Origin of the sequence: Arthrobacter sp. C2 (assembly GCA_024207135.1) — a bacterium.
GTDB lineage: Bacteria > Actinomycetota > Actinomycetes > Actinomycetales > Micrococcaceae > Paeniglutamicibacter.
In genome coordinates this window covers 4,477,986-4,500,030 of the sequence record CP042428.1, presented here as the reverse complement: position 1 = coordinate 4,500,030, position 22,045 = coordinate 4,477,986, and the positions used below count along the sequence as shown (strand labels likewise).

Sequence of the window (22,045 nt, the reverse complement as noted above, 5' to 3'; positions counted from 1 at the left end):
GAAGTGGACCCGCACGGAGCCCCACGGTGCCGAGTCCTGCGTGGTTACCGCTTGTTCGGCGCACGGGGTACGACCTCGCACCCAATCCACATGCGCTGTTTGGCACCCACGCTGCTCCACTTCCTGGTTGCCCGGATTTCGCCGCGACGAGCCACCTCCGCTGCATACGGCGGACGTTGTCCAAGCAACCGGAGGAAGCGGTGGGTTTTCGGAGCAGCGCGGGAAAGGTCACGGGAATCCACTCGCTGAACGTTTCGGGGTTCGAGCTTCTGCCTCCAACGAGGAGGATGCCTCCGTATCGCCTGGTTTCTTCTTCCGGGTGAGAGTCACCGGGACTAGGATGCTGAGGAGCCCTCGGACAACTCCGGGTTCTCGCGGTCAAGCCCCCTGAGCCGGGCAGGCGCCGAGACGTTGGTTTTCGAATCCGACTCCGTACCCCCATGGGCTTCCTTGTGTTTTTTTCAGATCAGTTGCGCAGCTTCTCTGAACCCGCGCCGCATTCGGTCGAAACGGAATTGATGGGTCTGGACGATTCGTTGACTTCGCGGCACAGTTCATCCTTGAATTCGTGGCTGATCCTGCGTCGCGCCGATGGCATTGAGGTGCGTCCTCATTCCAGCAAACCCCACCAGTTCATGGCGTCCCACTGTCCGAAAGATGCGAAGAGGCCCCGGACACGGAACACTCCCGGGAGGAAAGGATGATGGTGCCCACGCGTCTTGCGGCTATCGAGCCGGCAGCGGGGAATCGCCGGCGGAGTCAGGCTTACGTCCTTAACGGAGTGCCGGCTCCTCTTCGTCCCCAGGGGCCGAGTTCTCTCCCGGATCCAGTTCCTGCTCCGTGTCGCCTTCCCGCCGATCCTCCAGCAGCACGAGCCGCTCGCCGTCCTGCCACGTTTCGGTCTCGGGCCCATCCACCGCCCTTACATCATCCGGACTGGTCGCCTCTTCGGCAAGGGCCTCGGCATCCACTGGGTCCAGCGGATCGAAAACATCACCCATGGTCGTCCTCCTACGTGGCGCTATTCCAACGCTTGATGGGATACCAACATAGAACCGGCAGGGCCCATACTCAAGGCGGCGCGGGGCTTGGGGCATTCGGCACGGTGGTGGGAGAGCACCCCCCCGCAGGGATTCGTTCTCCGTCTCCAAATCCAGGACCAGTCCGATGCCCGCAACATTCACTGCCTTGCAAGGCGTTCTGCAATCCGCCGCAACATCGCCGCATCCTCATCGCGGTGGAACGGGGTGCCGCCCTCGATGCGCCCCGGTTCCAGCAACTCCTTGTGTTCACGCATCCAGGCGTCTTGTCGGCTCATCCCCACCGCGTCAGCTGCCACCAAAATCGAAGAAACATCCCGGGGCGTTACCCGGGCCGCCATGACACGTCCCTCCAAAAGTTCTCATTAAATGATTCTTGCCCCATCTACTTGTCTGTGTTATAAAAAATCTACCTCCATCGATACAGACATCGAGGGGAGGGCAACAACCAGAGATGGCTCCAAATAACACTGTGAAGGAGTGCGATAGCCATGTTGATGCGTACAGACCCGTTCCGCGATCTCGACCGGCTTGCCGAGCAGGTTTTCGGGACCCCAACCCGGCCGGCGGCCATGGCCATGGATGCCTGGCGCGACGGTGATAGGTTCGAGGTGGAATTCGATTTGCCCGGCGTAGACCCTGAGACGATCGATCTGGATGTCGAACGCAACGTCGTGACCATCAAAGCCGAACGCCCGGCCCTGGACAAGGACTTGGACATGCTGGCCTCCGAGCGGCCCCGCGGCGTATTCAGCCGCCAGCTTGTCTTGGGCGAAAATCTCGACACCGAACACATCGAGGCCGGCTACGACGCCGGGGTGCTTCGCCTGCACATCCCGGTGGCCGAGAAGGCCAAGCCGCGCAAGATTGAAATCACGTCCACAAACTCCGATCGTCACGCGCTGAACACCTAGACGACCGGACAGCGGGAGTTGGCCTTTGACAGCTCCCGCAACGCCGGAACTGTCCGGCGGCCGCCAACCTATTGGGAAATGGGCGTGAGCCGTTACGGCCCGCCACTGCGCCCGATGGCGCAAGCAAGGGCGGCCCCACGGAAACGTTTTCGGCGCCGTTGGTCCCGGGCCGTGGAGCCCGGGACCAACGGAGTTCACCAAGGGCCACCCAGGGCGTTGCCCGGCTTGGCCGAAGCCTGACGAGCCGGCAAAGGAAGTACGGTGTTCGGTTGTGATCGGTGTTCCTGATTTCTACTCGATGCTGGGCTTGGAACCCCAAGCCTCCCCCGCGGACATTGCCCGCGCCTACCGGACCATGTTGCGCCGCCACCACCCCGACACCCTCCAACCAACGGCATCGCTGGAGGAAGCGAGGCAACATGGCGAGCGGCTGCGACAGGCCATGGAGGCCCATGCGGTGCTGGCCGATCCAGCCCGGCGGGCCCGCTACGACCGAGAACGCCACTGGCACCCAGTTCCTCCCCCGATCCCGGAGCCCTTCGGTGCCCCGTTTCTTTCGGTCTCCGCACCCGGGCTGAGGCCGGGTGGCCGAGATTCCTTGAGGGTTTCCACGCTTCGGTGGGATCCCCCGACCCAGACAGGGAGGCGCATCTAAATGAGTGCATGGCGACGGTACGATTCGCCGCTACTACCTGCGTTCCACGAACGCTTCGAGGAACGCTGGGGCAAGGGCAGCGCCCCGTTTCTGGACCCGGAAGTCTTGGACCAACCCATGCCGCGGGCCCAGTGGATCAACATCGATACCGGGGCCGCGCTGGCTGTGGTCCCCATCTGGGCACAGGACGATGCCCACCGAGCCTTCGCCTTGTTTTACTTGCCGCCAGCCGGGGACATCTGGCTGCTGCGCCCGGGCCTCAACGGATACGTCGAGTCCCACCACCTGCAGGACATCACCTTGCGCAACGACGCGTTCACCAAGGCCGTCAAGCATGCCGAATCCTTCCTCTCGGGCGCCACCGGACCTTAAGCTCGCCACAGCCAACGTCCGGCGAATTCAGGCAGTCGTCGCACCACCCCGTTCATGGTGAGGTGTTGTGCATGCATTCGAAGATGGAACGGATTGCCAAGGAAGCCCAGTTCCGGGTGCCGATGTCCCAAGGCGCGACGTCGGGTTTCGTCCTGGGACCAACAAGGGTCTCAAGAGAAGCCTCCGCACGGCTTTGGGGAGACGACGCGGCGGTGGGATTTGGTCCAGACTAGTTGGCGAAGCGGTCGAACTCGTCCAAGGCGGAGGCCAAGGCACCGGCACCCGAACAACCGAAGAACATCATCCGGCAAAGTTCGGACACGGCATGCGGCTTTCCCGCAGCCATGGTCGCTGCGTCCAGGTACGCTTCGGCACGCGCACGGTGGCGGCGGCCGGCCGGACTCAAAGACCCTTCGAATCGTGCAGCGTCCCGTGATCGGACGGCCTTTTCCAAGATCGCGTACACGATGGAAGTGGTGGGTGCCTGCGCGGGGACCGGTGCCTGGAAGTTGATGACATGCACGGGGCGGCTCCTGGGTGCGGTGAAATGAAGTTGATATTCGTTTTTCGGAAAGAGCCCCAGCGCCCGCCGTCATCCGATCCTAAAGCCACCTTCGTGCCATGTCGATGGTTCTGCCAACTGTTACCTGGGCAAACGACCCTGCACTTCCCGAACCGCTTCGGCGTGCCTGCCGCCCGAGCTGAGTGCATCCTTGGACCACACGGGCAAGCCGTGGACCACCATCGGAAATGCACCTCTGGTGGCTCGGGGGTCTGGTGTCTACGATGGGAATCACCGTTGCATCAGTGGTTGAAGGTGCACGTGGCATCAACCGTCCTTGGGGGACGGCCGACACAGTGATTGGGGAACGCAATGGTTGACCTGGCAAGTTTCGAGGACGCCCATTACCTCACCGTGGCCGAGGTGGCCCTGGCGATGCGCGTGTCAAAGATGACCGTCTACCGTCTGGTGCACGCGCAGAAACTCGCGGCCGTGAGTTTCGGTCGATCCATCCGAATCCCCGCACAGGCCGTGAAGGAGTACGTGGTGGCCGAACGCCGCGCTACGGCACCGGCAGCACGCACCGCGGTGACCTAGCCAGGGACGCAGCCGTTCGGGTCTTTCACTGGCTTATCATTGACCGGGGCCGTGAAACCACCTCAAAGGCGGCTGGCAGCATTCGTGGCGCGCCTTCCCGGGTCGGACGTACGGTGGACGTAGGTCCGGCAATGCCGACCCGCGTCTGTTCGGAACCGAAGAGTTTCACGGAACCAACCAATAAGGAGAAGCGCAATGCCGCTCTGGGTGCAGGCCCTGCTATGGGGAACGGTGGCGGGTGCTGCCCTCGTCCTGGGCGCGGCCGTGTCGTGGAAGTGGACGATGTCTTCCAAGGTCGTCTCCTCCATCATGTCCTTCGGGGCCGGCGTGTTGATCTCCGCCCTGGCCTTTGACCTGGTGGACGAGGCGGAGCAAGGCGGCGGCCTGTGGCCGACGATGGCGGGGTTCCTGGCCGGCGCATTGGCCTATGTCGGCGCCAACGCCCTGCTCGCCCGTCGCGGTGCCAAGCACCGCAAACGCTCGGGCGAAAAGCAACCCTCCGAAGACGGACAGCCGGGCAGCGGGACCGCCATCGCCGTCGGCGCACTGCTCGATGGCATCCCGGAATCCGTGGTCCTGGGACTCGGACTGGTATCGGGAGGGACGGTGAGCACGGCGGTGCTCGCGGCGGTCTTCATTTCCAACGTCCCGGAAGGCCTGTCCAGCACGGCGGGGATGAAGAAGTCCGGCCGCGGTGCCGGCTATGTCTTCGGCGTCTGGGGAGGCATTGCTCTGATCTCCGGGATCGCTTCCCTCATCGGCTATCTCAGCATGCAGAACGCCCCGGCCGAACTGGTGGCTTTCATCACCGCGGTCGCCGCCGGGGGTATCCTGGCCATGATCGCCGACACCATGATTCCCGAGGCCTTTGAGGAACACCACGTCCTCACGGGGCTTATCGCCGCCCTGGGATTCCTTACAGCCTTCGCCATCAGCAGGGCGGGAGGCTAGCAGCCCACAGCGAACAGCTCACCGGGCCACCCTGTCGCCGCCTTTTCCGTGCAGGGCCTATGGCGCCCTCAGCGCAGACCGCCACTTTTGCCGTCGCTTTCTGGCCATCATGGAAAGGTTTTCCTCTCAAGCCCCGTGGATGAGGGTTGTCTTGAAAAAGTGAAGGCTTCCAAGACACAAGAGCCGGGCGAAATAACTGAGGGCACCTTCTTATGCTTCAAGGACCCGCTTGTCTGAAGGTGCAGTCTCGTCCCCATGAGGATGGCCCGTAGGCCGATCCCCCACCGCGACAATCCACAACCAAGAATCTAGAATTCAAAAGCTGGAAATGCGGCTCGCCCGGAACCCTGGATACCCTGCCCGCAATAATGCCCGGTGAAGGTACTTCTAACGCCCACACTGATGACTTGGCACTGATCGCCTAATCGGCTTCCAAGTCATCGATCCCGGCCCGTTCGTTGCCATTGTCCTCCCACACCTTGAAAATATCTGAACCAACCGCCACTACTAAAGATCCATAAAGCGCTCCGAGTCAAAGACTCCCTCTTGGCTCAGCGTTGCCTCAGGCTGGTGCGGCACCACGGTGACAAAGCAACTCCACCAGATCACGTAGGGCTTCGGCAACGGTGACTCTGAATCTAGTTGGATGACTATGCATGATGCTGCTGATTGCTAGATATAGGAGGATCTTGATAAAGGACTCATCATTTCGAGAGGCAGGTAGAGATGTCGGATAGCGATATGCCAGAGGCTTTTCCTGATTTCGTTTCGGGGCCTACAGGTGACGCTACACCTGATGAGGACATCCGCAGATCTGATCAGGCGGAGAACCCGAGCAATACGGTTTTCAAGTACATTGGTCACGGCCATCGTTGGTACGACCCCGTCTATATCGTGCTTCAGTTCTTTCAGTATTCGCGGCTGGGAAGAAGACTGCCGACAGGTTGGCGTCGTCGTTTCTATTACATGAGCAACTACCTTGTTCAATTCAATGCGGTTCAGCGCATGCGCGCTGGAGGGGGCAGCAAACTGGATGGGCCCCTGAATTTGCCGGAGGATGAACATGTAACCATTCCTGGCATCTGGGTTGTTGATTACTTTCCACCGAGCTTGATTGATGATCTGGATAAGGCGATTAGGCACAATCATTGGGATTTTCGTCCCCACATAGGTATGGGCGAGTCCAACAAGGAGGAACTTACTAGTTCTCGGCGGGGCCAGGGTCGGGCATGGTGGCGGATAACCGACATAGCGCAACCTCGGAACGGGCACGGTGGCGCAAATGACGGCCGAGGAAAGCTGCCGCGCGAGTTCAGCGCAGTTGAATTGAAAGGTGTGCCAATCGGCGAGGGGATCACAGCGGTGATCGCCTTCTTCCCTCTCAGCAAGTCGGGCTCCGCGATCGTAGACGAAGTCTGGCACGATGCCCATGAACCAGCTCTTGCGAGGTCCAACGATCGTCTGGTGGTGGCTGAAGATAAGAGATGGGTAGCCTTCCGGCAAACTCAGGCAGCACGGGCCAAACTTCACGGTCTTGCACGCACGTGGTTGCAATCGCGTTGTCCTGGCGCCTTCGCTCAATCGCAAGAAGAGCAACCCGTAATGGATTTCCTGCTGCTTGATCAGTTCGATCCTTTTGTGGGGGAGAACGTCGATCGCGAAACGGAAGACTGCATGCGAGCCTTGGGACTAACCGAATCCAAGATGACTTGGCAGACGTCCCTCGAACTTCCGGGCCTGCTGCTGGAGCGGTCGAATCCGGAGTTTACACCGGCCTTGCAGGGGGGCCGTACCTGGGCGCTTTGGGGCAACCGCGACAGTACTATGGCCAAGAATCTAGATTTCAAACATTACGGAATATCAGATCAAAGTAGTGCTCTTGCACATTACGTTGATGACCGGATGGGTGACCTCGTTGTTCGCCTAGGTCTATCCGAGTTCTTGGATTTGCTCAAAGCAGAGAGCGCCCTCATGCGCGACGGGGCCCGTACACAGCACGGAAAATTTGGGCGAAAGGACTTAGAACGGCTTCGTCGGCGCTTTCTGACAGCCAGCCTGGATTTTTCAAGCATCGAACTTGATGTGAGGCAGTACAACAGCCGTCGCTGGAGGGACCGTGAAGCATTGTTCGTGCTTGATTACACTCCGTGGATGCGCAGAAGCGATGAGGAGGCCGGCTGTAAAACTCCTAAGCCCGTACAGGTCAATAAGGTTCTGCGCAAACGACAGAACAAGGCAGCTCGAGATCTCGTGGTTTTCGACCGTAGCTACCGGGAAATACTCTCCACGGTAGCCTCGATCGGGGCTTCAATTGATGCGTTCAAGATTCAGCGGTATGCAGTCTGGATAGCGGTCAGCTCAGCGATTCTCGCACTGGTATCCCTTTTGGTTTCACTGAGTAGGTCTTTCTGAGGTAATTAGGATCCCTGAGGAGGGCACGGCTGGCACTATCCACCCTTGATGGCCGAGGTCCAGATTGCTGGTAGTGCAGCTCCATTGGATAGGGAAACGCCGGATAAGGGACCCCGAACGCGAAAGATTCAGGACCTGCGATACAACTCTTAGCCGCAATGCGCTCACATAGGCTCGACAGAGGCCTTGCGATAAATGCCGGACCTACTGAACCGACAGCTCAGCGCGACGGAGGTATTGATATACCGTTTCCCGGCTCAGCCCGTATTCCTTGGCCAGCTGGGTCTTGGGAACCCCGGCAGCCGCCCGGGCAACCAACTCTTCAATCTTCTCCGGCCCCAGGGCACGTTTCCGTCCCTTGTAGACCCCGCGGGTTTTCGCCAAGGCGATGCCCTCGCGTTGGCGTTCTTTGATCAGGGAGCGTTCAAACTCAGCGAAGGCCCCCATGACCGAGAGCATCAAATTCGCCATCGGGGAATCCTCCCCCGTGAACACCAGCCCCTCCTTCATGAACTCGACCCGGACACCCTTGCCCGTCAAGGTCTGCACCACCGAACGAAGGTCATCCAGGTTCCGCGCCAGCCGGTCCATGGAATGAACCATCACGGTATCCCCGGCACGCGCGAACCTGATTAGCTCATCGAGCTTCGGTCGTTTCGTGTCCTTGCCCGAGGCGCGATCGGTGAACACCTGGTCCAGGGCGTTGCCTTCGAGCTGGCGCTGCTCATTTTGGTCCAATGTGCTGACCCGCACATATCCCAGCCGCTGCCCCACCATGGACTCCCCCAGCTTCTCTATCACTATCCATTGCTTGTCAGGTTAGAGTCTAAGAGCTTCGAAGCGCTATGTCCACAAATGAGAAATTGGACTCCAATCTGACATTCTTTGATATATGCAGCTGACGTCAGGCTGGGGTATACCCCAACCAGGCACAATAGAAATATGGCCGGGCCGAGATCGGGATCCCGGCCCGGCGTCAGCCGAACGGGGGGTGAACGAACTAATTGGCTGGTGCGGGGACGACCCCGACGCTCCATTCAAAAACCGGCAGGGTGCCATTGATGCGGTGGTCCCCGACACTGCGTTCCTTGTAGATGATCGGGTTGTGGGCGCTGATAGTCCGCGCGTTGCGCCAGTGCCGGTCGAGGTTCCGGTCGCGGTCCACGGACGAGGCGCCACCGACCTCGAACAGCCGGGTTGTTGCATCCAAGACGAGGTCGGCAACCACAATCAAGGCCTGCTGGGCGTCCAGTTCGGCCGCGGCCAGGGCTTGGGCCAATTCGTCCGGGCGGTCGTCGCCTGCCAGGCGCAACGCCCGCTGCACCGAGTCGACGACTGCCAGCACCGTGTGCCGTGCCGCGAACGCGTTGCTGGCCATCCGGCCGACGACTTGCTGCACCATTGCGTCGTCCTTTGGCAGGGCTGCGAGCCCGTGGCTGAATGAGCGTTTGCGGTCCCGGACGTAACCGGCGGCGTCGTGTGTTGCCGCCTCGCCGATCCCGGCCAGGCAGGCCAGCAAGACAAGTTGGAACTGGGCCGTCATGAACGTCTCGGCTTCACCTCCGAAGCGCAGAACTTCAGGGTGTACCAGCGGGACATTGTCGAAGCGGGTCGTGCCGCTGGCTGTCAGTCGCTGCCCGAAGCCGTTCCAGTCGTCGAGCTTTTCCACACCCGGGTGGGCTGCGTCGATGAGCGCGTAGACACATGCTTCGTCGCGGTAGCCGGCAGCTACCGCGATGTAGTCCGCATAAAGGGTGCCGGTGCTGTAGAACTTCTCGCCGTTGAGTAGTGCCCCGGCGTCATCGACCCGGGTGCGAAACCCACCGCTGAAGCCTGCGCCCGCCTCGGTGACCCCATTGCCGAAGACCTTGCCCGCGCCGGCTTCGCGCAGCGACCATTTGCTCACCTCGCCCTGCGGCGCGGCGAGGTGGTACTCAAGCAGCGAAATATGCGAGCGCAGGGCCTGCGGGATATTGGGGTCCGCCGTGGCCAGGGAGATCAGCAGATCGAAGAACTCGCGGTAGCCCACCCCGCGCCCGCCGAATTCCACCGGCACACGTAGGGCCGTGAAACCGGAGGCCTTCAGCCACTCCACCTGTTCATAGGGCAGCGCACGGTCCTGCTCGCGGCGGGCAGCGCCCTCGGCAATGGCGTCGAACAGCGGCTGGAACTCGTCAGCAAGGGTACTCATGCGGGAAATCTCCTGTGGCAGATGGGGGATGTCAACAATATGCGCACTTGTTTCGGTCACCGATGGCCATCGTGACGATCCATGAAGCAATATGAAGATCATTCGTCGCATGTGGCGTTTTTCGGGTCGTCATGAAACGAAACATGACGATTTATGCAGTCACGCTGCCGAACCTTCGACATGTGGAACCAAGCTTGATGAGGCGGCTTCACCGCCCGAGGCCGCGCACCCGGCCAGTGAACAGATATCCACGAAGGATCTCCCATGAACACCCCTTACCGACCCGCCGTGGCACCGGCCCGGACACGCAAATCCGTCCGGGTCCTCGCCGTCGTTGTGCTGGCCGCCGGATTTGTCGCAGCGCTGCTACCCGTCTTCCACTGGTCCCTCGGCACCGCTGCCACGGCCATGACCTATCTTCTCGGCACGGCCACACTCATCACGGTCGGCACCGTCGCCGTCTATCTTGCCGAACGCACTTCGCCGAGCGGCACCGGCCCGGAAGGGGAAGGCGAATGAACCTCGTTATTGGATATGGTGCCATCGCGCTCTTCCTGGCCCTCGTCGTAGTGGTCCTGGAACGCACCCGGGTCCGCTCCGCGGGCTTCAGCGACTACACCACCGGCGGGCGGTCGTTCGGACCATGGTTCCAAACCATGTCCTTCCTGAACACCTGGCTGGCCGGCTCCGTGTTCATCGCCTTCGCCGGGATGGTTGCCGGAGGCGGGATCATCGGCTACTACCTGGTGTTTTACTCCCTGTTGGCCCTTGCCCTGATGTTCTTCATGGCCAAGCCCGTCCACGTCTGGGGCAAGCGGTTCGACCTGCGCACGCAGGCGGAACTGCTGGGCTTCCGCTACAACTCCCGAGCGGTCAGGCGCACCGCCGGTTTCATCGCGCTGGTTGCCGCGTTCCCGTGGATCGTGTTGGGCATGCAGTCCTTGGGCCTGGTGTTCGTCCACCTCGGATTCGGTGCGGTTCCCGCCGTCGCCGCGATCGTCATCAGCATCCTGGTGCTCTCCTTCCGGCAGATCTGGACGGTACGGATGGGAATGCGCGGGGTCGTCATTTCCGACATGGTCCAGGGCATCGTCGCCTACGGCGTGGGACTGGTGGTCATCGTGGGAATGCTCGTCTACCTGCTGGTCCACGGCTACGGGTTCGACGCCGTGCCCGAGGGTTACTTCCTGCTGCCCGGCCCGGACAGCGATGCGGGTCCGTTGTACTTCTTCTCGTTGGTGCTTGTAGGCGCCCTGGGCGGCTGGTGCTGGCCGGATGTGTTCGTCCGCCTGTTCACCGCGCGCAGCACCGAGGCCATCAAGAAGTCCACCGCCATGTCGGCACCGATCCTCCTGGCCTTCTCCACCGGCCTGTGCACGGTGGCGCTGCTGGCTGCTTCCTTCCCTGGCGTGGCAGAGGACCCCAATGCGGTGTGGTTCACGGTCGCCGCAGTCGGCGGCCCGTTCCTGGTGGCCCTGGCAGGAGTGATCGTGTTGGCGGCGACGATGGGCAACATCGACGCACTGATCCAGGCCTCCAGTGCCCAGCTCTCCAACGATTTCACCAAGACCGTCCCCGGTGCCGAGGGACAGGGCGAGACGAAGATGGCGAAGATCGGCACCGCGCTGATCACTCTGGCCGCCGCGGTGTGCGCGTTGATCTGGCTCGATGCCCCGGCCCTGTACATGCTGGCGATCATCTCCTACGCAGGAATCGTGCAGCTGGGCCCCACGCTGTACTTCGGGCTTTTCTGGAAGCGCGGCAACGCGGTGGCCGCGGTGGCCTCCATGGTGGCAGGCATTGGAACCGCCGGGGTCCTGCAGGTCCTCTACCCCACGTCCGTGCCGTGGCTCGCGGGTGCAACCCCGGGTGTCGCCGGACTCGTGGTCAACGCTGCCGTCTACACGGCGTGCGCCTATCTGGTGCCATCCGGCGCCGAGGAACGACGGCGGGTTGAATCCTTGTTCGAGCAGCTCTCCGCCGCTGGCGAGGAGCCAACAGGAGCCACTGCCGCCACCCGGGAACCGGCGCTCGAATCCTCACGTTCCTAAGCCTCTCCATTCTGCCCGCCTACCTGCCCAGCCCCACCGGAAGGACCACATTCCATGCCCACCCCCCTGGCCTACAACGCCTTCGTCATGAACACCGCCTCGCACATCCAACATGGACAGTGGCGCCACCCCGAGGCCCGACAGGGCGACTTCAACGACGTCGAACTGTGGATTGGGCTGGCCAAGACGCTGGAGGAAGGATTGTTCGACGCGATGTTCTTCGCCGATGTGGTCGGTGTTTACGGTCCATCCGGCGGCGGGTACGAGGTCTTCGCCAAGGAGGGGCTGCAGATCCCTAGCAACGACCCGTCCGTGTTGATCTCCGCGCTGGCCGTGAACACCAAGCACCTCGGCTTCGCGTTCACCTCCAACGTGCAACAGGAACACCCGTTCAACTTTGCCCGCAAGGTCTCCACCCTGGACCACATCTCCCGAGGCAGGGTGGCCTGGAACATCGTGACCGGGCTGCAGGAAAACGGCGCCCGGAACTTCGGAACCGACGGGTTGGTGGACCACGACAAACGCTATGACTGGGCCGAGGAATACGTCGACGTCGCCTACAAGCTGTGGGAAGGCTCGTGGGATGAAGGAGCCCTGCTCAAGGACAAGGAGAACGGCGTGTTTTCCGACGCTTCACGGATCCACAAGATCAACCACGTGGGCGAGTACTACCGGGTCGAGGGGCCACACCTGCCCTCGCCCTCGCCGCAACGCACCCCGGTGCTGTACCAGGCCGGTGCCTCCCCGCGCGGACGGCAATTCGCCGCCGAGCACGCCGAAGCCGTCTTCCTGAGGGCCCCCTCACCCAAGATCGCCCGCGAGGGCATCGAGGACACGCGCCGCCGGGCGATACAGGCCGGGCGGCGGGCCGAGGACATCAAGTTCTTCCAGGGTTTCGCGTTCATCATCGGCCGCACCGCAGAAGAGGCACTGGCCAAGGCCGAGGAATTCGACGCCTACGCAAGCGCCGATGGCTATCTGGCCCACGCCAATATCGGCACCCGCCCCGACGGAAGCGTCTATCCACCCGAAACCCCGTTGTCTGAGCTGGAGACGAACTCGAGCATCGGCTTGCTGGACTGGATCCGCCGTGGGATCACGGACCGTGAGCCCACGGTCGCCGACATCTCCGACAGCCTCCTGCGCAACGGACGCATCGTGGGCACACCCGCGCAGATCGCGGACCAACTCGAGATTTGGCAGGACGAAGGCGGTATCGACGGGATCAACGTGATGAACTGGCGCCTGCCCGACTCCTACACCGAATTCAACGAACTCCTATTGCCCGAGCTGCAGCGCCGCGGCCTGGCCAAGACCGAGTATGTGCAGGGCTCGCTGCGCACCAAGATGTTCGGCGCGGACCGGTTGAACGAACGCCACCCGGCAACCCGGTACCGCGGAGCATTTGCCGAAGCAGTGGTGGAAGCGTAGGAATCAAGGGCGCAAGGACGCGCCGACGGAGCCCCTGGGCAACGCCCTACCGCGCACCCGTCCTGCAGGCAGCCTGACTGGCCAGTCCCGGCTCCAAGGTCTTGTCAAAGGTTGAATCCCCTATTTCCTAAGCAAGGGCAAACGAGACACATTGTTGAGAATTCAGGCATCCCCGAAATTCCGCGATTCCTGAATGCCTAGATTTCGGCGCTTCGACAAATGGACCGAAGTCTCGCCAAAGGATCCTTTGATGCGAATATGGACTAATCAGCGCACCGTTGACAGCTATGCGTTTGTATTCAGTCAAACTGTCACAAGCAAAGGTCGACCGTCCAGCTGCTGGGGGTTGGTTGTCCATGGCCAGGGATCGAAGCGTCCATCCAACTAGCCGGTTGGAGGTTCTGATGTCTCCAAGGAAGCACCGCTCCAAGGGTCGTCAGATATGGTCCCGGGAGGAAACTCTATCCAGTTAGGTTCTGTCACCCCACCGCCAACACTAAAGATCTTCCAGCCGATACCAGCATAAAAGACCAACGTTATGATCTGAGCCCGAATCTCGATGGCTTCGTCGCCCTGAGACGGATTTGGTGGATCTTCCTCACGAACGAGCCGGACATAAGCCACTTGAGGCGCCGGAAACCAGGCATGTGCTGCCATGCCATAATCATCCAGGTCTTTACCCAGTGACTGAATCATAGCGTCATCGAGAACGTCCCAGCCGGGGGATCTTTCCGCAAGTAACGGCGATAATTCAGCACGAGTAATCGGCGGTTCCTCGCGCCGGATGAGGTTGTGGAAAGCCAAAGCGGCCCAAATCGGATTGAAAGTATTCGAGGGGTCGCCGAGCTGACGCAGTCCTTCGGTGTCGTCTGGCCTAGGTTCGTTTCCGTCAGCGCTTTGCTCACCGAGCTTCCCTTCGAAGTCGCGATTCCAGCGGACTTCATTGACATCAGTAAAGGCGAGTTTTGCAACCGGGTCCGAGGGGAGCTGCAGGCCTCCTCCAAAACCTAACAGTCCTAGGGAAATATCCCAGGAACGATGGTGCCGGGAAGGAAGAACCGGAATTGAGTGAGGAACCGCCAACGGCCCAATCTGAACAACTGGCCTTCCGATACCCACTAATACCTGGACATTGAAGACAGGCTCGTTGCTCTCGTTGGCAAGGTGCAGGGTTCCCCGTCGCAAATAGTGCGTGCTGTCAGCGGAGGGTTCGTGTGTCGTTTCAATCCACGCCGATATTAATGACGCGGTACTGACCCTGTCCGACTGCTTTCTCTGTTTCCGCTCCGAAGCAAGCGCCGACTCTGCTCTGCGGGCCCTCAACCCCTCAAACAGCGCTAGAAAAATCGCAATCGTAACGGCACCAATGGTTCCAAACGCCTGCCATGCATCCCACCAGTCCGCTCCCCACACATCAGGCATATTTTCCTCTTCGCTGTGGGTATTTCCCCATATCGTTCACAATAACGGTTGGCTGCGTTCGGCAACTCCGGGCCGAAGTGCGGTTGCGCCTAACATACTTGGGTAGCCGCGACGCAAGACCAATTCTCCTTCGTTCGTCCCACCCTTCCGGAAGATGAGAGGGGCGAACCATTTAATCGTCGAGTCTGAATGCCTCGGAGACCTGGTCGATAGTGAACTGGTTGCGCAGCTTCGTAGCCGTGTTCTGGTTGGCGAACATACCGGGCTTCCAGAATCCCTGCTCACGGGGGACGGCGTGCGTCCATTCAACCGGCACAGCCCATTCCGCGACGTCGTCGTCTCGATCGCCGTCGTGGCGGTATGTCCCTGTCAAAGGAAGCGCTATCAATGCAGCCTCGCTGCCGTCATGCAGGACTGTGGTTTCGTCAAACCGCTTCGCTGAGCCAAGCACAGTGCCGACGCCGACATAACCAACCTTGGGGATGCAGGCAAAGACGCGCGATCCAGGGGTGAGGTTTTTCAGCGTCCGAGAGAACCACTTGTCACCGCCGCCGGAGATAAAGCCATATTTCATGCCGTCGGTCCACTGTCTGCCGTCAGGAGAGTCTCCGAACGAGACGTACCAGTCTTGGCCGTTCCATGGCTCGCGCGACTTCGTCTTACGTATTGCCCCGGTCGGGGTAATGGATTGTGCATCGTGCTCGACGAGCCACGTTCGGGCAAGGTATGCAGATCCATTGTCGTGGAAGTGTCGGAAGAAGACCACGTTGATGGGGATACCGAAGTCCTCGTTGAGGAACCGGACGATGCGCTCGGTCGCGGCATCGACGGATGCTGCAACGATCTTGAAAAACTGGGCTGCATTAACTTCTTCCGGCAGCGTACCTCCGAACTGTTCGACAAAGGCTTCCTCCAGCGCGATGCCCGGCCGATAAGTGGCGAAGATACTGATGACCTCGGCGCGGCCCAGAGCTGCTACCCAGGAACCATAGTCAAGAGTTTGTGCGGTGACATCGCGGGGCGTCTTGTCACGCTTGAGCTCGATTACATGGACTGCCGCGTTTTCGTCGATCGCCAAGAGATCTATGAAACCGCCATGTGCCGTCGGAACCTGTCGCCCGACAATAAGAAGGGGTTCGCCCAGCATCGCCGGATCGGATTCGATGTAAGACTCCAGATGAGCTTCCAGACCGATCGCCGTCGGTGTGATCCGAGTGAGCTTTTCGCCGTCGGCACGCCACAACCCCATTTCAACGCCCATCAGCCACGCTCCACGAATTGGTGGGTCGCATCGTCGTAACTGTAGTCAACGATGTCGCCGGAGATGATCATGTTGATTGCTTGGTCAATGACCTTCAACGGTGCGACAAACCATTCCGCAGGGTCATACCGTTGCCCTTTTCCGTCAACCTGGTTGATATCCAGCCGCACTTTTGCGAAGACGCGATGCAGGAGGTCCTCAAGAGCAGATACCTTGAGGTTGTAGGTTCTATAAGTGGCAACGATCTGGACCGGGGCCATCAAATAGGTTGCCTCTTTCTCGGCATTCGCGATCCGCTTTTCCACGGAACCGCGAGTGAAGCCAATCTTGTACAGGTTCTCCCTGTTCGAGATTAAGGGATCTTCACTGAACGAACGCAAGACGTAGACGTACCCGGTGGCCTCATCATCGGGGAAAATCTCGGCGGGACCCGCGTCCACGACGGCATAGCCATCCTGCTCCAGTAACTGTCCGGCCAGGGAACGTCGAAAGAGTCCCGACTCTGTGCCGTTCTCAAAGACCGTCCGGGTGCGTGGCTTGTACCGGGTCCGCACACCTAGAGCCGGCTGAGGATCCGTAATTTCCGCCACGAAAAGCATGACTCCGGAAAGAACGAAAAATCTCCCTTCCCGGATTGCCTGCTGTCCACCAGCCTCGGCAAATCTCATGAGCTTCGACGTGCCAGCCTTTAGCTCCGCATGCTTCTGCACAAAGAGGTGCTTATACTGCGCAAAGTCTTCGGACCGAACTCTCGTGGCCACTTCTTCCGGTGCAACGCGGCGCGCGCGGGCCGGCAGATCGGAGATGTCCAGCAACCCTGAATCATCGCCAAGCAGGTCAAAGTCATCGCTGTCGAGCAGGTCGTCGATCGAAGTTGGGGTATCGGGAATCTCCAGGAGGCCAGACTCATCCAAATGCTTTAGGGCGCCGCTCTTCTGCTCGTCGGCGAGGATCCCGTCAAGTCGGGCCCCGAGTTTGCGCTCGGCAATTTCACGGGTCGTCGAACTGGGGATTCTGTCGTGCATACGGCGGAATTCTACGATCTCAAGGAAGGCACGCTCCAGCCGGTCGTTGGAGGTCACTTTCTTCGGTTTCTCGGGAAGATCCAGCAGCCCGTCGACGTCGGAATCGATGATCCACTGCATGTCCTCCCCTGGTGCAGGGGCTCCGTTGTTGGGATTTTCTATCTCGGGGGTGCTCATGACTGGTCAACCATCTGTGTTGCTCGCTGGGCCGCGAGGAGCTGTTGCTTCTTCCTCTGCAGGAACAGCAGCGCTTCGGCATACCGTTTCTCGATCGGATCGTCGCTGCGTACGTCGGGCTTGCGACCATTGACCTTGTGCCAGATCTGGATCTTGGGCCACAGCACCCGGGCTTCCTCCTCGTTTATCTCTATGCGGGTGGCGGTGATCGTGTCGGAGATGATCCGCAGCACGCTCGGCGTGACCGACTTGCTCATGACCTCGAACGCACGCTGGAAAGGGTTAACGGAGTCGATAAGATTGATGTCGATGTCGTCGATGTTGACGAACTTTTCGGCCATCTTGATGAATCGTTTGTCGCCGACCTCACGGACTTCACCGTTCTTGATGACGGAGTCCACGACGACCTGCTGGCGTACCTCTTCGACCTGGGCGTCGTTGAGGTCGGGGTATCGCTCGCGGATGATCTTCGGGATCAGTACCTTGTTGGTCACCTCGGGGTCTAGGCTGCCTGCGGCGGCCTTGGCGAAGGTGTCGTCCTGCAGGATCGTGGCCTTGAGATCGTTCAGGTCGGTCTCGACGATCTGCTTGACCCGCGCGGTGGAGGGCTCCTTGAAACCCTTGATCCGCAGCTCGCCGGGCTTCGGGGCGTCGTCGTTGCCGGTCTTGGTCTTGAACGTGAAATTCGGTGCCAGCACCTGCTCCATCAGCAGTGAAGCGGTGATCGCCTTGAGGATGTTGTTCACCGAGTATTTGACTTCGTCGGTGGCCGCGTCGGGCTGGGCGATGAGGTTAGTGAACTGGGCATGCGCCTTGTCCGGGCTGTCGCGGGTGACGCGGCCGATGATCTGGATGACTTCGGTTAGTGAGGCTCGGTAGCCGACGGTGAGGGCGTGCTCGGCGAACGGCCAGTCGAATCCTTCCTTCGCCATTCCCAGCGCGATGATGATGTCGACTCCGTCGCGGTCTTTGGAAGCAACAGTGGAGAGATAGTGCTGGGTTTCGGCGCGCTTCCTTTGGTCCGCGTCGTCGACCAGGTCCGCGACCCGGAGGATCTCACCGGTGTCGCGGCGTTGGATCCGGATGATCCCAGTATCTTCGGTGTCGATGACCTCGCCGATCGAGTCGATGATGAACCCGACCTCTTCGATCTTGTCCTTCGTGGATTCACCCGAGTTCACGTTCGGGATGTGGAGAATGGTCTTCTTATCGAGATCAAGAACTTCGCCGATCGCGTCGGTATACCGCCCCTGGTAGAAGTGGTGACCGATGCCAAGCGACTTGAGGTGCTCATACCCATTGAGCTGGTCATAATAGTTGAATGTGACCGGAGTGAACTTCGCCTCGTCATCCGTGGAAAGCACAGGAACAGAGTCGCCACGGAAGTAGGAACCGGTCATCGCGACGATGTGCACGTCGGAGCCGTTCATGACGTCACGCAGCAGCGCCCCGAGCCGGTTGGCTTCGGTGTCGGCAGAGACATGGTGGAACTCGTCGATCGCGAGCACGGTTCCGTTGAAAACTTCGGGCGCGAGTTTCTCGAACGCGAACCGCAACGTGGCGTGCGTACAGACCAGCGTCGCGTCCGGACCCTCAAGGAACTTCATGAACGCGGCGACCTTGCCCAGAGAGGAGCCTGGTGTGCAGAGGTTGTGCTCCGGCTTGATCTCCCAATCAGCGAAGAATCCATGGGCAGTAAGGTTCGTCGAGGAGAATGAGGCGCCGATCGATCGTTCCGGTACCGCGACGATGACCTTCTTGCGGCCCTGGTTGTAGAGCTTGTCCAAGGCAACAAACATGAGCGCACGGGATTTACCTGAAGCGGGCGGCGCCTTGACCAACAGGTGCTGGGCATCTCGCTTGACGAAGACGCGCTGCTGCATTTCGCGCATCCCCATCGCATCCGTGTTCACCGACGCGCCCGTCTGGGCGTACGTCACATCAACAACATTGAGTGGCTTGTTCACTTCTTCTTGCTCCCCTTCGATGCTTCCGCTTGTGTCATCGCCTCATACATACCGAAGAGGTCCGACAATCTTTGCTCATCCAATTCATATCCGCGCTTGGAATAGATTGAGTCCACAATCGAATCCACATCAGCGTGCGCGGTTCGAAGATCTGCGGGCATGAGGTCTGGGTCATAGAGCTCAGCGAGTGTCTTTTCGCAGTGGTACTCACGCACGTCTAGTACTCGAAGCGCCGCAACTGTGAGTCTCTCCTTAAAGGAGTCGGAAAGTGGCGGCACCGGGAAAGTGTTGTAGACGATGTAGGCGCCGTACCGGTAGTCAGTCTTCATCCGTCCGCCGACAGCTGCAAGCCACGCCATGTGCATCTTCGACGTCAATAGGGCGAAGAGCCAGGGCTCAGCGTCGTACACGGCATTGGCCAGATCAGAAATGATCGTCTCAGCATCGAGAAACCCGATAGGAACATAATCACGGCGTTCGGAAGAGACGCGTGGCACGATAACCGATTCTGTTGGCCTGAATGAGTTCTGCTTGAACCGATTCGGGAATGCCGCATAGTCACCGGTCGTCGCCGCCACACTCTCGCGCCGCCATAGCGAAACAGATTCGAGACGTTTAGCGATCAAGGAAATTGCTTTCGCCTCACCCAGCTCACGGTCGGTGATCCACAGACAGTAGCGCTCGATGTCGTTGATGAACTCCGCGGAGCCAACGTAGCGCTTTACGAACTTCTCCGCGTTGGGGACATTCGCCAGAAGGTCTTTGCGTTCGTGCGGGTCGAGTATAAGATGCCCGCCGTCCTTTGGCATTGAGCCCAGAACCATACGAGGCATCGATGCACTTAGAGCGCGTGTTCGGCGGTAAATGAATACCGAGGGTGCATCAGCGAGATAGCCGTTGATGTTCTCCGCCTTAATCTGGAGGCCTCCGGTGAAAATGTACTTAGCGCTAGGACGGGTTACACGCAGGTTGATGACAACGACAGTCACCCCTGCGTTTCGTTTAGCGTTGTTCTGCCATTTGAACGAAGTGTAGGCGTACCCGATTTCGAGGCCCATCTCGAAGATCATCGGGAACATCAGGCCAACATGCTCGCCTTGAGAAACCGAATTTGTCGTGACGAACGCCAGCTCGGCCTTTGTACCCTTGATGTAGTCGGCTCCCTTTATGAACCAGAGTGCAATGTAGTCGAGATCCTTGGAGTATGGACGCTTCCCAAAAACGAACGGGTAATCACTCTTCATTTCCTTGTTCTGAGATTTTCCGCCCTTGTAAGGTGGGTTCCCGATGAGGTAGATCTCCTCGGACCCGTCATTCGGGCAAACTTGCAGCCAGTCGACGCGAGTGGCGTTGCCCTGCTGGATCCGCCCAGTCTCTTTCAGCGGAATCAACGGGATGGCGAGATTGAACTTTTCTTTGAACTCAGAGTTCATCTGGTGCTTGGCGATCCAGAGCGAGAGGATCGCTACCTCAACAGCGAAGTCGTCGATCTCGATCCCATAGAAATTCTCAATGTTGATCTTCGACTCGGCGTAGAGCACCTGGTGCTTGGCATCAATGTTGGTGAGTTGTTGCAGAATCGCGTGTTCCAAGCGTCGCAATTCCTTATAGGCAATGATGAGGAAGTTCCCCGAGCCACAAGCGGGATCGAAGATCTTGATTTTACTGATGCGTGCCAGGAGCGCTTCGAGCTTTTTCGGCGCGTTGTAGGCAGCGTCAAACTCTTCCTTGAGCGAGTCGAGAAAGAGTGGCTCGATCGTCTTGAGGATGTTCGGCACCGAGGTATAGTGCTGCCCTAGGTCCGAGCGCTTTCCAGGGGTGACGATCGCTTGGAACATCGAACCGAAAATGTCGGGGTTGATCTCTCGCCAGATCAGCGTGCCTGACTCAATCAGCAGGTCTCGAGCTTTCTTGGTGAACACCGGGACCACGTGGTCGGGGTCCATGGTGAAGAGTCGTCCGTTGACGAACGGGAAACCCGACAGGTAAGCAGGCTTGTCACTCGCATGCTCAGTGTCGAGAGCGGTGAAGAGCGCGGTGAGGAAATCAGCGACGTCGGAGCCGTCGGCCTGGGTGTGGGAGCCGACGGCGTTGGTGAACTGGCTCTCGGTGAAGATCCCGGTGTCTTCGGCAAAGAAACAGAACAGCAACCGGGTGAAGAAAATGTTGAGTCCATGGCGCCCGGGCGACGCATCAAGCAGATGCGGGTTCGCAGTCAGCAGCTCGTCGAAGAGCTTGCCCATTCGCTCGGCAGCCTTGACGTCGGCGTGGGCTTCACCAACGTACTGAGCTTTCTCCATGCCCGCCCAGGGCAAGAAGAACGTAACGTGCTTGTCGATCTCCCGGATCGGGATCATGAGGTTCTCGCCGGTCTTCGTGTCGACGGCGAGCAATTCGGTGTAGTCGGTGACGATGACGAAGCGGGTGTTGTAGCGCACCACGGTCGGCGAGGTCCGCAACTCCTCGATCACGGCAAGCGGGTCGCCTGTCGTTTCGTGGAAGTAGATGACGTTCTTTTGAGCAACTTCGCACGACTTGTCGTTGGCGACGTTGAGTGAGCCGTTGCGAAGTCGGGTGACGTTGCCTTGGGAGCGGCCGTAGGCGAGCAACAGCTCGAAGATGAACTCGCGGTCGTATGACTCGCGCCTGCCCAGCGGGGCGACGCGCTCCTCGATCGCCTTGAGGTTGAGCTTTACCATGCCACTCCTTCTACAACGTTCCTCATCACAGCAGTGGCCACGGACATTGATCGACTCATTCTCGTGTTTCACGTTCCGGCATTGCCGCCCCGCCGCCGCGCACCCAGTCGTCGACCTCGCTGACCTGGAACTTCCACAGGCGGCCAATCTTGTGGGCGGGCATGCTCTTTTCCGCGATCCACGTGTAGACAGTGTCTTTTGCCACGCCGAGGTGGGCAGCTATGTCGTCGGCTGATAACCAAGACGCGGTCACAGGTGTCCTCCCTTTATTACTCCACCCGAAAGCGGGCGCATACCTCGATTGTAACGGTCAGACCCGGTTAAGCCGGGTTTGACCGATCTTATGCAGCCTTCAAGGTGTCCTGTAGGGCTCCCAAG

20 protein-coding genes and 1 pseudogene are annotated in these 22,045 nt (G+C 59.9%); 9 read left to right on the top strand and 12 right to left on the bottom strand.

Features of this window, described 5'->3' with window-relative positions; all coding sequences use genetic code 11:
• Positions 1–359 precede the first annotated feature (359 nt).
• The 3 genes and pseudogenes from FPY90_RS20520 to FPY90_RS20510 form a co-directional block, all read right to left on the bottom strand.
• Positions 360–598: pseudogene (locus FPY90_RS20520) on the bottom strand (transposase); the annotation flags it as partial.
• 175 nt (positions 599–773) lie between these two features.
• A complete protein-coding gene (locus FPY90_RS20515; RefSeq protein WP_498683079.1) occupies positions 774–1,001 on the bottom strand; it encodes a hypothetical protein in 228 nt (75 codons plus the stop codon).
• A 179-nt stretch (positions 1,002–1,180) separates the two neighbouring features.
• A complete protein-coding gene (locus tag FPY90_RS20510; RefSeq protein WP_498683077.1) occupies positions 1,181–1,381 on the bottom strand; it encodes a MerR family transcriptional regulator in 201 nt (66 codons plus the stop codon).
• Positions 1,382–1,531: 150 nt separating this feature from the next.
• Between FPY90_RS20510 and FPY90_RS20505 the strand changes: the two genes are divergently transcribed.
• From FPY90_RS20505 to FPY90_RS20495, 3 genes are all read left to right on the top strand, one after another.
• Entirely contained in the window at positions 1,532–1,954 is a 423-nt protein-coding gene (locus FPY90_RS20505; protein ID WP_498683074.1) for an Hsp20/alpha crystallin family protein, read from the top strand.
• A 298-nt stretch (positions 1,955–2,252) separates the two neighbouring features.
• Positions 2,253–2,609 carry a J domain-containing protein gene (locus tag FPY90_RS20500; RefSeq protein ID WP_498685641.1) on the top strand — a complete coding sequence of 119 codons (357 nt, stop codon included), beginning with the start codon at positions 2,253–2,255 and terminating at the stop codon, positions 2,607–2,609.
• On the top strand, positions 2,610–2,981 hold the full coding sequence (locus FPY90_RS20495) for a hypothetical protein (protein WP_498683072.1): 372 nt from the start codon (positions 2,610–2,612) through the stop codon (positions 2,979–2,981).
• 229 nt (positions 2,982–3,210) lie between these two features.
• On the opposite strand, the gene FPY90_RS20490 is transcribed toward FPY90_RS20495, so the two are convergent.
• Positions 3,211–3,504 (bottom strand): hypothetical protein, encoded by a 294-nt coding sequence (locus tag FPY90_RS20490; RefSeq protein ID WP_498683070.1) that lies wholly within the window; start codon positions 3,502–3,504, stop codon positions 3,211–3,213.
• A 351-nt stretch (positions 3,505–3,855) separates the two neighbouring features.
• Between FPY90_RS20490 and FPY90_RS20485 the strand changes: the two genes are divergently transcribed.
• The 3 genes from FPY90_RS20485 to FPY90_RS20475 all read left to right on the top strand — a co-directional run bounded on the left by FPY90_RS20485 (position 3,856) and on the right by FPY90_RS20475 (position 7,443).
• A complete protein-coding gene (locus tag FPY90_RS20485; protein WP_498683069.1) occupies positions 3,856–4,080 on the top strand; it encodes a helix-turn-helix domain-containing protein in 225 nt (74 codons plus the stop codon).
• A 195-nt stretch (positions 4,081–4,275) separates the two neighbouring features.
• The gene (locus tag FPY90_RS20480; RefSeq protein ID WP_498683066.1) at positions 4,276–5,031 is read left to right on the top strand and encodes a ZIP family metal transporter; all 756 of its coding nucleotides are present in this window, start codon (positions 4,276–4,278) and stop codon (positions 5,029–5,031) included.
• A gap of 726 nt (positions 5,032–5,757) precedes the next feature.
• On the top strand, positions 5,758–7,443 hold the full coding sequence (locus FPY90_RS20475) for a hypothetical protein (RefSeq protein WP_498683065.1): 1,686 nt from the start codon (positions 5,758–5,760) through the stop codon (positions 7,441–7,443).
• 204 nt (positions 7,444–7,647) lie between these two features.
• Here the strand turns inward: FPY90_RS20475 and FPY90_RS20470 are convergent, their stop codons facing one another.
• Together FPY90_RS20470 and FPY90_RS20465 are read right to left on the bottom strand one after the other, a co-directional pair.
• Positions 7,648–8,220, bottom strand: coding sequence for a recombinase family protein (locus FPY90_RS20470; RefSeq protein WP_498685640.1), 573 nt, complete (start codon positions 8,218–8,220; stop codon positions 7,648–7,650).
• A gap of 223 nt (positions 8,221–8,443) precedes the next feature.
• Positions 8,444–9,634, bottom strand: a complete 1,191-nt coding sequence (locus tag FPY90_RS20465; RefSeq protein ID WP_498683063.1) for an acyl-CoA dehydrogenase family protein — start codon at positions 9,632–9,634, stop codon at positions 8,444–8,446.
• 264 nt (positions 9,635–9,898) lie between these two features.
• On the opposite strand from FPY90_RS20465, the gene FPY90_RS20460 reads away from it, so the two are divergent.
• Genes FPY90_RS20460 through FPY90_RS20450 form a run of 3 tightly spaced genes read left to right on the top strand, consistent with a single transcriptional unit; the run spans position 9,899 to position 13,116 of the window.
• Positions 9,899–10,153, top strand: a complete 255-nt coding sequence (locus FPY90_RS20460; RefSeq protein ID WP_498683061.1) for a hypothetical protein — start codon at positions 9,899–9,901, stop codon at positions 10,151–10,153.
• Positions 10,150–11,685: a sodium:solute symporter family protein gene (locus FPY90_RS20455; protein WP_498683060.1), complete on the top strand. Its 1,536-nt coding sequence runs from the start codon at positions 10,150–10,152 to the stop codon at positions 11,683–11,685. Before FPY90_RS20460 ends, FPY90_RS20455 begins: the two co-directional genes overlap by 4 nt.
• A 54-nt stretch (positions 11,686–11,739) precedes the next feature.
• Positions 11,740–13,116 (top strand): LLM class flavin-dependent oxidoreductase, encoded by a 1,377-nt coding sequence (locus FPY90_RS20450; RefSeq protein ID WP_498683058.1) that lies wholly within the window; start codon positions 11,740–11,742, stop codon positions 13,114–13,116.
• A 384-nt stretch (positions 13,117–13,500) separates the two neighbouring features.
• On the opposite strand, the gene FPY90_RS20445 is transcribed toward FPY90_RS20450, so the two are convergent.
• The 6 genes from FPY90_RS20445 to FPY90_RS20420 all read right to left on the bottom strand — a co-directional run bounded on the left by FPY90_RS20445 (position 13,501) and on the right by FPY90_RS20420 (position 21,872).
• Positions 13,501–14,538, bottom strand: a complete 1,038-nt coding sequence (locus FPY90_RS20445; protein WP_498683057.1) for a hypothetical protein — start codon at positions 14,536–14,538, stop codon at positions 13,501–13,503.
• Between the two features lie 172 nt (positions 14,539–14,710).
• Positions 14,711–15,799, bottom strand: coding sequence for a DUF8606 domain-containing protein (locus FPY90_RS20440; protein WP_498683055.1), 1,089 nt, complete (start codon positions 15,797–15,799; stop codon positions 14,711–14,713).
• Positions 15,799–17,001 (bottom strand): GIY-YIG nuclease family protein, encoded by a 1,203-nt coding sequence (locus FPY90_RS20435; protein WP_498683054.1) that lies wholly within the window; start codon positions 16,999–17,001, stop codon positions 15,799–15,801. The genes FPY90_RS20440 and FPY90_RS20435 overlap by 1 nt, the downstream gene beginning before the upstream one ends.
• Positions 16,998–18,968, bottom strand: coding sequence for a DEAD/DEAH box helicase (locus FPY90_RS20430; protein WP_498683052.1), 1,971 nt, complete (start codon positions 18,966–18,968; stop codon positions 16,998–17,000). The genes FPY90_RS20435 and FPY90_RS20430 overlap by 4 nt, the downstream gene beginning before the upstream one ends.
• On the bottom strand, positions 18,965–21,667 hold the full coding sequence (locus tag FPY90_RS20425) for a DNA methyltransferase (RefSeq protein ID WP_498683051.1): 2,703 nt from the start codon (positions 21,665–21,667) through the stop codon (positions 18,965–18,967). The genes FPY90_RS20430 and FPY90_RS20425 overlap by 4 nt, the downstream gene beginning before the upstream one ends.
• A 55-nt stretch (positions 21,668–21,722) precedes the next feature.
• Positions 21,723–21,872 carry a helix-turn-helix domain-containing protein gene (locus tag FPY90_RS20420; RefSeq protein ID WP_498683050.1) on the bottom strand — a complete coding sequence of 50 codons (150 nt, stop codon included), beginning with the start codon at positions 21,870–21,872 and terminating at the stop codon, positions 21,723–21,725.
• Positions 21,873–22,045: the final 173 nt, after the last annotated feature.